Raw genomic sequence first — 12124 nt, 5'->3', positions numbered from 1 at the left:
GGGCCGGCTCCTGAAGTCGGGACATCGGGGCCGCTTTACGGCCCTTCGCGGGCAAGCCCGCTTCCACAGTAATGTGCGGTCTCTGTGGGAGCGGGCTTGCCCGCGAACGAGGGCGAAGCCCTCGCAGGGGATTTGCACAGAATAAAGTATTCGAGCCCACTCAGGCCGAAGGACTGCCATCCGGCTTAGGTTGCTCCATCGGGATCAACTGCTGCTTGCCGCCTTTCGGGTCCATCAGGAATACCTCGACCTGGCGTACCGAGATCTTGATGTTGTGGGCCTTGAACTCGCGGTTGATGTAGCGGTTGATCTCGTCCAGCGTCGGGTTGCGGTCGCCGAGGTCACGTACGTGCATGCGCAGCTCATGGTCCAGCGAGCTCTCGCCGAAATTCAGGAAGTACACGATCGGCTCTGGGTCCTTGAGCACCCGCGGGTTCTCGTGGGCGCCCTTGAGCAGCAGGTCGCGCACCAGGTCCAGGTCGGAGCCATAGTCGATGCCCAGCTTCAGCGTCACCCGGGTGACCGTGTCGGTCAGCGACCAGTTGATCAGCTGGCCGGTGATGAAGGTCTTGTTGGGGACGATGATGTCCTTGCGGTCGAAGTCGGTGATGGTGGTGGCGCGGATGCGGATCTTGCTGACCGTACCAGACAGGTTGCCAATGGTGATGGTGTCGCCAATCCTCACCGGGCGCTCGAACAGGATCATGATGCCGGAGATGAAGTTGGCGAAGATCTCCTGCATGCCGAAGCCCAGGCCCACCGATAGTGCCGCCACCAGCCATTGCAGCTTGTCCCAGCTTACCCCGAGGGTCGACAGGGTGCTGACGATGCCGACGCCGACGATGGTGTAGGACAGCAGCGTGGTGGTGGCATAGGCACTGCCCTGGGCCAGGTTCAGGCGCGACAGCACCAGCACTTCCAGCAGGCCCGGCAAGTTGCCGGCCAGGGCGAAGGTGATGCCCACTATCACCAGGGCGCCGAGCAGGTCGCCGAGGCTGATCGGCACCATGCTGGCGGCGGTGCCAGTGCCGCTGGTGTATTCGTACAGGGTGAAGTTATTGAGGTAGGCGAACACCGAGATCAGGTCCGACCAGACCCAGTACAAGCCGGCGATGAAGCCGCCGAGCAGGGCCAGGCGGATCAGGCGCAGCGACTGCTGGTTGACCTGTTCGATGTCCAGGGTCGGCTCTTCGGTGATGACTTCACCATCCAGCCCCTCCTTGGCGGCCTGGCGCTTGCTCAGTGCGCGCTGGTAGGCCAGGCGCCGTGCAGCCACCGACAGGCCGCGGACGAAGGCCGCCTCGATCACCAGCCAGAACAGCAGCAGGTAGAGGGTATAGATCAGCCGGTCGGTCAGTTTCAGTGCGGTGTAGTAGTAGCCAAAGCAGACTGCCACGAACAGCGCGATCGGCAGGGCGGTGAAAGCCACCCCGACAGCTTTGCGGAACAGCGAGGTGTCACGGTGCGCGGGGCTGCTGAGCAGCAGGCGGCTGAGCAGCCAGGCCATCAGCGCATAGCAGGTCAGTACCACACCGATACCGAGTACATCGTCGGCCAGGGCCGAAGGCTGGTGCTCGGCGACAGCTACCACACCGACCAGCGCCAGCACCACGGTGCCCAGCCGGCGAACCCAGCCGCGCAGGAACTCGACCTGCGGCTTGTGCCAGCGGAAGTGGATCTCCGCCACGCCGCCGGGGGCGAGGATGCGGTAGGCGGTGTAGAACACCAACCAGGCTTGGGCCAGTTGCCACAGCGCCGCACCGAGGTTGGCGTTCTGGCCGCGGGCATCGATCTGCAGGGCATAACTGCACAGTGCCAGGCCCAGGCTCACCGGCATCGCCAGGAGGATGTTGATCAGGATGGCCTGGGGCGTGTGCCACTGGCTGTCACGGCGGAAGTGGCCGATATCCTGATGCACTTTACCCAGCCGTTGATACAGGTACTTGCGCCGCCACAGCAGGCCACCGATAGCCAGTAGCAGGGGCAGGAACAGCAACGGGCGCTGGCTCAGTCCATCGGCCACTTCCTTGATGCCCGACCCCCAGGGCAGGCTGGCGATCTGTTCGGGCAAACGGGTTGGCACGAAACTGAGCCAGTCCCAATCCAGTGGCTTGTTGCTGGGGATCCAGAACATCTGCTCGTCGAGGGTATTGCGCAGCCCTTGGGCGGTGCCGAGCAGTTGTTTCTGGTTGAGCTGCAGGGTGATCGATTCGTTCAGCAGTGCCGACAGCTCGCGGTTAAGCCGTTCGAGCAGGTCGCTGCGGGTGATCGCCACTTCCAGCAGGGCCTTGCGCAGCTGCGGTGTGACATCTTCCTGCGGCTGGTTGGCCAACAGCTTGTCGACGTAGGCCACCGGGCTGCTCATCTGCTCGCGCTGCTGATTGATCTCGAACTGGTACAGGCGGATATCGGCGATCTGGTCGGCCAGGTCGCGGTCAAGCTTCAGGTGCGGCAGCGCCTGCTTCTGCTTGTAGAGGATCTTCGACAACAGCAGGCTGCCCTTGAGCACATTGATCTGCTCATCCAGCGCCTGGTCGGCTTGGGTCAGGCTGTCGAGCTGCTGCTTGGTGCGCAGGTTCTGCTGGGTCAGCTCGTTGAGGCGGTCGGTGCTTTTGAGCAGGTAGTCGGAGAGCTTGAGGTTGGCAGCGCTTTCAGTGGCCAGCAGGCTGCTGCCACCGGCTTTTTGCGCCTCGATCGACTGCTGGGTGACGGTCTGTTGGGACTGGGCCAGGCGCTTTTCGTTGATCAGCGTCTGCAGGTCCTGGATTTCCTGCTCCAGGCGTGCGGCGCGCTCGATCAGCAGGTCGTGGCGGGCGTTGCCAAGGTCTTGCAGCAGGCCGTTGCCGGCCAGCTCCTGGCGGCGCAGCAGGGTCAGCGCATTGAGCGAGGCCAGTTCGGCATTGAGCTGGTTGCGCTGGTCGGCGTTGATCGACTTGCCGCCGTCCTTGCCGCTCTTGAGGCTGTTGTTGATCTGCTGGGTGCGGGTCTGGTTGTTGCTGATCTCGGCCTGGGCCCGCTCGGGGCGGGTCTGCGAGTTGATGATCAGGCTGTTGGCTTCGGACAGCGCCTTCTGCAGCTCACCCTGCTGGGTGTTGCGCTCGCTGAGCATCTGCTCCAGCTGTGGCACGGTCAGGTTGGCATAGCGCTGGGCGACCGGTTGCGGCTTGCTCTCCTTGAGCCTGGCCAGTTCTTTCTGGCTGTCGCTGGTTTCCTTGGGGGCGCTGGCCAGCTGCTGCTTGAGCGCGGCAAGCTTCTTCTCGCTGTCTTCCTTGCTGTTGAGCAGGCTCAAGGTTTGCTCGAGCACCTGCTGCAGGGCCTTCTGGTCGGCTTCGGGCAGCTTACGCTCGGCGATCTTGTCGAGGCTGTTCTGGATGCTGGCGGTGGTCGGGGCTTCTGCCGCGTCGACCGCGAAAGAAAGGGACAGGCACAACCCGAGCAGGGCTGTGCGAAGGTACACGCGCAAGGACATAGGCAGACTACTTGTGGATCAGGCAGATACGGAGTTTAGAGGAACAATCCTGGTCCGGGTCGCGTTCCCTCGGGGAATCTGACGCCGACTTTCTGGATCTTGTTCCCGTCCATGGTCGCTACGGTCCAGATTGTGCCATGCCATTCGACCTGGTCGCCTACTACTGGAGCGCCTCCGACCTTCTGTCGGATGAACTGAGCCAGCGGCATTTTTGCGTCCAGGCCGTCCAGTTTGAGGCCATAAAGGGCGGCCACCGCGCCCAGCTCGGCATCGCCTTCAAGCACGAAGTCGCCGAAGAAACGCAGGTCCAGGCCACGCTGGGGTGCCTGGCTGAACAGTTTGCCCAACGCCGGCAGGTTGTGTTCGTGGCCGATCACACAAAGCATGTCACCTACTTCAAGTACCGTGCTGCCGGACGGGTGCAGCAGTTGCTCGGCCCGGAACAGCGCGGCAATACGCGTGCCTTCGGGCATTTTCAGCTCGCGCAGAGCGGCGCCGATGCACCACTTTTCCGCACCCAGGCGGTAGACGAACAGCTCCCACTCGCTGGTGATGTGCACTTCCAGCGCGGAGCGGGAAATCGGCGCCGGGTCTGGTGGTACGGTGACCTTCAGCAGCTTGGCCATCCACGGCAGGCTGGTGCCCTGCACCAACAGCGATACCAGCACGATGAAGAACGCCAGGTTGAAGAACAGCTGGGCGTCGGGCAGGCCGGCCATCAACGGGAACACCGCCAGAATGATCGGCACCGCACCGCGCAGGCCAACCCAGGAGATGAAGCCCTTTTCGCGGCCATGGAAAGCCTTGAACGGCAACAGTGCAGCAACCACCGACAGCGGCCGCGCCACCAGGATCATCCACAGCGCCAGGCCCAGTGCCGGCAGGGCAATCGGCAGCAAGTCGTGGGGCGTGACCAGCAGCCCAAGCACCAGGAACATGCCGATCTGCGCCAGCCAGGCCATGCCGTCGAGCATGTGCAGGATGCCGTGGCGGCTGCGGATCGGCTTGTTGCCCAGCACCAGGCCGCACAAATACACGGCGAGGAAACCGCTGCCATGCAGGGCGTTGGTCAGCGAGAACACCACCAGGCCGCCGGCCACCACCAGGATCGGGTACAGGCCGCCGGCCAGGTTGATACGGTTGACCAGTTGCAGCATCAGCCAGCCACCGCCCAGCCCCAGCAGGCTGCCGATGCCGAACTCGCGCAGCAGGTGGGTCAGCAGGCTCCAGTGCAGGCCGGTCTGGCCGCTGGCGATCATGTCGATCAGGGTGACGGTGAGGAACACTGCCATCGGGTCATTGCTGCCCGACTCGATTTCCAGGGTGGCGGTGACCCGCTCGTTCAGGCCTTTGCCGCCAAGCAGCGAGAACACTGCCGCAGCGTCGGTGGAGCCGACGATGGCGCCGATCAGCAGGCCCTGGATCAGGCTCAGGTGGAACAGCCAGGCGGCCACCAGGCCAGTGAGCGCGGTGGTGATCATCACGCCGACCGTGGCCAGCGACAGCGCAGGCCACAGTGCCACGCGGAAGCTCGCCACCCGTGTGCGCAAGCCACCGTCGAGCAGGATCACTGCCAGTGCAAGGTTGCCCACCAGGTAGGCGGTCGGGTAGTTGTTGAAAATGATGCCGCCACCATCGACACCGGCGACCATGCCGACGGCGAGGATGATGACCAGAATAGGGATGCCCAGGCGCGACGACAGCGAGCTGACCAGGATACTTGCGCCCACCAGCAATGCGCCGATCAGAAACAGGCTGTTGATGGTGCTTGCATCCAAAGGCAGGTACTCCGGGATATCGCGGGAAGGGGGCTTCGCTCCTTGACTTGGCAAGTCGCGTGCCAATCGATTCTAACCTGATGAATTGGCAGCATGTAAAGCGTTTCTGCAGATGTAGAAAAGGCACCGCGATGGGTGCCTTTTCTTGTGTTGCCTGGGTGGGCCCTTTCGCGGGCAAGCCCGCTCCCACAGGATGATCACAACACCAGAGCCCTGTGATGAACTGTGGGAGCGGGCTTGCCCGCGAATGGGCCGGAGCAGGCTTACGCCTGCTTCACTTCACGCATCGGCTTGCCCTTCACCGGTGCATCGCCCGCCACATAGTACTTGGCGGTGCTGCGTGGCAGCGGCTTGCGGCCACGGATCTTGTCCGAGATTTTCTCGGCGATCATGATCGTGGTGGCATTGAGGTTGCCGGTGATGATCAGCGGCATGATCGAAGCATCGACCACGCGCAGGCCTTTCATGCCGTGTACACGGCCTTCGGCGTCGACCACAGCCATGTCGTCGGTGCCCATCTTGCACGAGCAGGAAGGGTGGAAGGCGGTTTCGGCGTGCTCGCGGATGAACTTGTCCAGCTCTTCATCGGTTTGCACGTGGGCGCCAGGGCTGATTTCGCGACCGCGATACGGGTCCAGCGCCGGCTGGGCCATGATCTCGCGGGTCAGGCGGATGCCGTCGCGGAATTCCTGCCAGTCCTGCTCGGTGGACATGTAGTTGAACAGGATGCTCGGGTGCTGGCGCGGGTTTTTCGACTTGGCCTGGATACGACCACGGGCAGGCGAACGCATCGAGCCCATGTGCGCCTGGAAGCCGTGTTCCTTCACGCCGTTGGAGCCGTTGTAATTGATCGCCACCGGCAGGAAGTGGTACTGGATGTTCGGCCACTTGAACTCAGGACGGGTGCGAATGAAACCGCCGGCCTCGAACTGGTTGCTGGCGCCGATACCGGTACCCTTGAACATCCACTCGGCACCGATGGCCGGCTGGTTCCACCACAGCAGCGATGGGTACAGCGACACGGGCTGGGTGCAGGCGTACTGCAGGTACAGCTCGAGGTGGTCCTGCAGGTTCTCGCCGACGCCCGGCAGGTCGTGCACGACCGGGATGTCGAGGCTTTCCAGCAGGGCGCGCGGGCCTACGCCGGAGCGCTGCAGCAGTTGCGGCGAAGCAATGGCACCGGAGCTGACGATCACTTCCTTGCGGGCGCGGGCTTCGACGCGCTCTTCGCTGTCGCCGACCAGGTAGGTCACGCCAACGGCACGCTTGCCGTCGAACAGCACGCGGTCGCTCAGAGCGTGGGTGACGATGGTCAGGTTCGGGCGCTTCTTGGCCTGGTCCAGGTAACCACGGGCGGTGCTGGAACGGCGGCCGTTCTTGGTCACCGAACGGTCCATCGGACCGAAACCTTCCTGCTGGTAACCGTTGAGGTCTTCAGTGCGCGGGTAACCGGCCTGCACGCCGGCTTCGACCATGGCGTGGAACAGCGGGTTGTTGCCGGCTTTCGGCGTGGCCACGCTGACCGGGCCTTCGCCGCCGTGGTAGTCGTTCGGGCCGATGTCGCGGGTTTCGGCCTTGCGGAAGTACGGCAGGCAGTCCAGGTAGGTCCAGTCTTCCAGGCCTGGCAGTTCTGCCCAGCCGTCGAAGTCCATGGCGTTGCCGCGGATGTAGCACATGCCGTTGATCAGCGACGAGCCACCCAGGCCCTTGCCGCGGCCACATTCCATGCGGCGACCGTCCATGAACGGCTCCGGGTCGGTCTCGTAGGCCCAGTTGTAGCGGCGGCCTTGCAGCGGGAAGGCCAGGGCGGCTGGCATCTGGGTGCGGAAGTCGAAGCGGTAGTCGGGGCCACCGGCTTCCAGCAGCAGTACGCTGACGCCAGCGTCTTCGGTCAGGCGGGTAGCCAGAGTGTTACCGGCGGAGCCTGCGCCGACGATGATGTAATCGAATTCTTGGGACATGGAAGTACCCTCGTGTTGGCGGTGATCAGGGAGCGGGAACGCCCGTGCGCAGTGGCACGGGCGTGGCTAGACAGGGCTTAGAAAACCGAGTTGTAGCCGCCCAGCTCGACCTGGACCGACTTGATGCGAGTGTATTGAGCCAGCGAGCTGACGCCGTTCTCACGGCCGACGCCCGACTGCTTGTAGCCGCCAACCGGCATTTCGGCTGGCGATTCGCCCCAGGCGTTGATCCAGCAGATACCGGCTTCCAGCTGGTGGATGATACGGTGGGCGCGGGAGATGTCGTTGGTGCAGACACCAGCGGCCAGGCCGTAGTCGGTGTCGTTGGCGCGGCGGATGACTTCTTCTTCGGTTTCGTAGGTGAGGATGCTCATCACCGGGCCGAAGATTTCTTCCTTGACGATGGTCATGTCGTCGCTGCAGTCGGTGAACACGGTCGGCGCGACGAAGGCACCGTTGGCGAAATCACCGGTAGTCAGTCGCTCGCCGCCACACAGCACACGGGCGCCTTCTTCTTTGCCTTTGGCGATGTAGCCGAGCACGCTTTCCATGTGCTGGAAGCTGACCAGTGGGCCGAAGTTGGTGTTCTCGTCTTCTGGGTTGCCAACGCGGATGCGGGCAACGCGCTCGGCGATCTTGGCTTCGAAGGCGGCCTTCATTTCAGCCGGGATGAACACGCGGGTGCCGTTGGTGCACACCTGGCCGGAGCTGTAGAAGTTGGCCATCATGGCGATGTCGGCGGCCTTGTCCAGGTCGGCGTCGGCGCAGATGATCAGTGGCGACTTGCCGCCCAGTTCCATGGTGACTTCCTTGAGCGACGAGCTCGAGGCGCTGGCCATGACTTTCTTGCCGGTGGTGGTGCCGCCGGTGAAGGAGACTTTCTCGATACGCGGGTGTTCGGTCAGCCAGGTGCCGACTTCGCGGCCGCTGCCGGTCAGGACGTTGAATACGCCGTTCGGCAGGCCGGCCTCGGTGTAGATCTCGGCCAGTTTCAGGGTGGTCAGCGAAGTGACTTCCGATGGCTTGAAGATCATCGCGTTGCCAGCAGCCAGGGCCGGGGCGGATTTCCACAGGGCGATCTGGATCGGGTAGTTCCAGGCGCCGATACCGACGGTCACACCCAGCGGCTCGCGACGGGTGTAGACGAAGGACGATTCGCGCAGCGGGATCTGCTCACCTTCGATGGCCGGTACCAGGCCAGCGTAGTACTCGAGCACGTCGGCGCCGGTAACGATATCGACGTAGCGGGTTTCCGAGTACGACTTGCCGGTGTCCAGGGTTTCCAGCATGGCCAGCTCATCGTTGCGCTCACGCAGGATGTCGACGGCGCGGCGCAGGATGCGCGAACGCTGCATGGCGGTCATTGCTGCCCAGACCTTCTGGCCGCGCTCGGCGCTTTCAACGGCCTTCTCGACGTCAGCCTCGGTGGCACGTTGCACGTGGGCGAGGACTTCGCCGGTAGCCGGGTTGATGGCTTCGAAGGTGGCATCGCTGCCAGCGTCGACGTAAGCGCCATCAATGTAGAGTTTTTGCGTTCCGAAACGGGCCATAGTGTCCTCGCAAGTGCAGTGTGTGGTTGGCTGCGCGTCACGCTCCTGCCGGGTTGGCAAGCGCCGTGCGTGCTTGATCAGCGGCCTGGTCGGTTGTGTCCAGGGTGTGCTGTTTAGCCAGTTGTAGATCCATGTATTCGTATGCAATCCGTATTGCCTGGTCGGTGTCGAATGCATCTCCCGACAGGGCACCACGCAGCCACAGGCCATCGATCAGGGCCGCCAGGCCGCGGGCTGCCTTGCGCGCATGGTAGAGCGGCAGGGCGCGGCGGAACTGGCAGCACAGGTTGGAATACAGGCGGTGATCGTTGATCCGCTGCAACCTGTGCAAATCGGGCTGGTGCATGCTGGAAGCCCAGAAGGCCAACCAGGTTTTCATTGCCGGGCCGTTCACCTGGCTGGCATCGAAGTTGCCCTCGATGATCACTTTCAGGTGGGCGCGCGGGCTGTCGTCCGTCAGGGCCTGGCGACGTGCTCTAACGCCTTCGTTGAGCATGTTCATGATGTAACCCATCGTCGCTGCGATCAGGCCGTTCTTGTCCCGAAAGTAGTGACTGATGATGCCGTTCGACACACCGGCCAAACGGGCAATCAGCGCAATGCTGGCGTCCCCCAGTCCGACCTGATCGACCGCCTGCAACGTGGCTTCGATCAACTGCTGGCGGCGGATGGGTTGCATACCGACCTTGGGCATCTTGCTATCTCCTCAGGCCCAGCGAGCAGACGACAGGCGGCTGACTCGGCGAAGGCCAGTCTATTTTGTTTTGATTGAACGTTCAATCAATAAAGAATAAGCTCTGCGACAATTTGTGCCATTGACACTCTTTCAAGCGATCAATGAGGCACGGATTGACACCCCAGGAAATCGCGTAACCCCCGGAATACAAGGCGTTGACGGGCATGAGCGATGCGAAATGCAGATTCTGCCGTACGGCCGCCGGCCTGCGACAGGCCCTTGGAGCGGGCGGGGTGATCTGTGACGAATGCGCGCACCTCAGTTGGGGCGTGGCATTTTCAGCAGGCCACCTGTCTGTTTTTTTGCAACGTATCGATTCGGGATCACGGTTTCCAGGGTGCTTTTATAACACCTGATGCAGTGGGGATATTCCACCAATTGCTCGGGAAAGACTGATTAGCCTCCACAGCCGCACTGCCCGGAGCATTCGTGCAATGAGTTCTGCCTCACTTACCAAGCCCCCCGCCGAGAGGGTACGGGTCAACCGCGTGGTGTTCTTCACCTCCGCGCTGATGATCCTCGTTCTGACTGCCTTGTTGATCGCTGTACCCGAAACCGCCGGCCAGGTGCTGGGCGTGGCCCAGAAATGGCTGACGCGCACCTTCGGCTGGTACTACATGCTGGTGATCTGCAGTTACCTGCTGTTCGTCGTCTACCTGGCCTTCTCCGACTACGGCAAGCTCAAGCTTGGCGGCAAGGACGACCAGCCCGACTTCAGCTACGGCGCCTGGGCCGGCATGCTGTTCTCCTCCGGTATCGGTATCTCGCTGCTGTATTTCGGCGCCTCCGAACCGCTGGACCACTACTTCAACCCACCGGAAGGTACGCCTGCCAGCCTCGAGGCCGCGCGCCAGGGTTTGCAGCTGACCTTCCTGCACTGGGGCCTGCACGGCTGGGCGATCTACGCCCTGGTCGGCCTGGCCGTGGGTTACTTCGCCTACCGCCACAATCAGCCGCTGGCCCTGCGCTCGGCGCTGTACCCGCTGGTCGGTGAGCGCTGGGTCAAGGGCGCTGCGGGCAATGCCGTAGACATCTTCGGCATGTTCGTCACCCTGCTGGGCCTGGTCACCAACCTGGGGATCGGCTCGATGCAGGTGGCCTCGGGCCTTGAATACCTGTTCGGCATGGACCACAGCAAGACCAACCTGCTGGTAGTGATCCTGGTCATGGCGGGCGTTGCCACCGTGGCAGCGGTCTCGGGTGTGGAAAACGGCATCCGCCGCCTGTCCAACCTGAACATCATGCTGTTCAGCGGCCTGCTGATCTTCGTCCTCCTGGGCGGCTCGACCCTGCACCTGCTCAACGGCTTCGTGCAGAACGTCGGCGACTACCTCAACGGCATCGTGCTGAAGACCTTCGACCTCTATGTGTATGAAGGCGAGGCCGGCAAGTCCGAGCGCTGGCTGGGCCTGTGGACCGTGTTCTACTGGGCCTGGTGGATCTCCTGGGGCCCATTCGTCGGCATGTTCATTGCCCGAATCTCCAAGGGGCGTACCGTGCGCCAACTGGTCAGCGGCGTGCTGCTGATCCCGTTGGGCTTCACCCTGGCCTGGCTGTCGATCTTCGGCAACACCGCGCTGGACCTGGTGATCAACCACGGTGCCGTGGAGCTGGGCAAGACAGCGCTTGAACAGCCTTCGATGTCGATCTACCAGTTGCTGGAATACTTCCCGGCGGCCAAGATCGTGATCGGTGTGGCGGTGTTCGTCGGCTTCGTGCTGTTCCTCACCCCGGCCGACTCCGGCGCGGTGATGATGGCCAACCTTTCGTGCAAAGGTGGCAAGGTCGACGAAGACGCCCCGCACTGGATGGTGGTGTTCTGGTCGGTGATCATCACCCTGGTCACCATCGGCCTGCTGTTCGCCGGTAATTTCGAAGCCATGCAGACCATGGTGGTGTTGGCGGGGCTGCCGTTCTCGGTGGTACTGGTGCTGTTCATGTTCGGCCTGTACAAGGCCATGAAACAGGACGTCGCCGTCGAAGGCGAGCGCGCCGAACTGGCTGCCCGTGGCCGCCGCGGCTTCAGCGAGCGCCTGAGCCAGCTGGATCTGCAGCCGACCCAGGCCGTGGTGCAGCGTTTCATGGACAAGCAGGTCAGCCCGGCACTCAAAGAAGCTGCCGCGCAGTTGCAGACCCTGGGCTTTGAGGTGGAAACCCGTGTTGGCCAGTCGCGCAACATGATGGGTCTGCGGGTGATGATGGACGAGGGTAACCCGTTCGTTTACGAAGTGAGCCTGGACGGCTATATGGCCGCGCCGAGCGAAGCGCCGGTGGAAGGCGAGCCGGAAGTGCGCCAGCGCTTCTACCGTGCCGAGGTGTACCTGCACGACGGCAGCCAGGAGTACGACCTGATGGGCTTTGCTCCGGAGCAGATCGTGCGTGATGTGCTGGACCAGTTCGAAAGCCACCGCCAGTTGCTGGGGCGTGTGTACAGCTGATCGCCCTTGAGGCAAGCAAAAAAACCCCGCTCATCTGAGCGGGGTTTTTTTATGTCTTTAAGGTTGTGCGATCCCTTGTAGTAGCTGCTTTGTTTCGCCTTAAGGGCGCGCAGCGGCCCAGAATTCCAGGCTGGGTGCAGTAGTTGTGGCGGGCTGTTTAGCAGCCCTTTCGCGAAACAAGGCCGCTCCTGC

General features: G+C 62.8%; 6 protein-coding genes. 1 reads left to right on the top strand and 5 read right to left on the bottom strand.

Annotation, left to right across the window (positions count from 1 at the left end):
- Positions 1-160: 160 nt before the first annotated feature.
- The 5 genes from mscK to betI all read right to left on the bottom strand — a co-directional run bounded on the left by mscK (position 161) and on the right by betI (position 9452).
- Positions 161-3469, bottom strand: coding sequence for a mechanosensitive channel MscK (gene mscK / locus BUQ73_RS24585; protein ID WP_079230036.1), 3309 nt, complete (start codon positions 3467-3469; stop codon positions 161-163).
- 35 nt (positions 3470-3504) lie between these two features.
- Complete coding sequence (locus tag BUQ73_RS24580; protein ID WP_079230035.1) at positions 3505-5247, bottom strand: potassium/proton antiporter; 1743 nt, start codon at positions 5245-5247, stop codon at positions 3505-3507.
- Positions 5248-5510: 263 nt separating this feature from the next.
- On the bottom strand, positions 5511-7208 hold the full coding sequence (gene betA, locus BUQ73_RS24575) for a choline dehydrogenase (protein ID WP_079230034.1): 1698 nt from the start codon (positions 7206-7208) through the stop codon (positions 5511-5513).
- Between the two features lie 77 nt (positions 7209-7285).
- Positions 7286-8758, bottom strand: coding sequence for a betaine-aldehyde dehydrogenase (betB, locus tag BUQ73_RS24570; protein ID WP_079230033.1), 1473 nt, complete (start codon positions 8756-8758; stop codon positions 7286-7288).
- Between the two features lie 37 nt (positions 8759-8795).
- Complete coding sequence (betI, locus tag BUQ73_RS24565) at positions 8796-9452, bottom strand: transcriptional regulator BetI (RefSeq protein WP_079230032.1); 657 nt, start codon at positions 9450-9452, stop codon at positions 8796-8798.
- 533 nt (positions 9453-9985) lie between these two features.
- Here betI and BUQ73_RS24560 point away from each other — a divergent pair.
- Complete coding sequence (locus BUQ73_RS24560) at positions 9986-11932, top strand: BCCT family transporter (protein WP_237772801.1); 1947 nt, start codon at positions 9986-9988, stop codon at positions 11930-11932.
- The last annotated feature ends 192 nt before the right edge of the window (positions 11933-12124 follow it).

Source organism: Pseudomonas putida, assembly GCF_002025705.1.
Taxonomy (GTDB): domain Bacteria; phylum Pseudomonadota; class Gammaproteobacteria; order Pseudomonadales; family Pseudomonadaceae; genus Aquipseudomonas; species Aquipseudomonas putida_J.
Note: the sequence above shows the minus strand (reverse complement) of the source record. Positions and strands in the feature narration are given on the sequence as shown.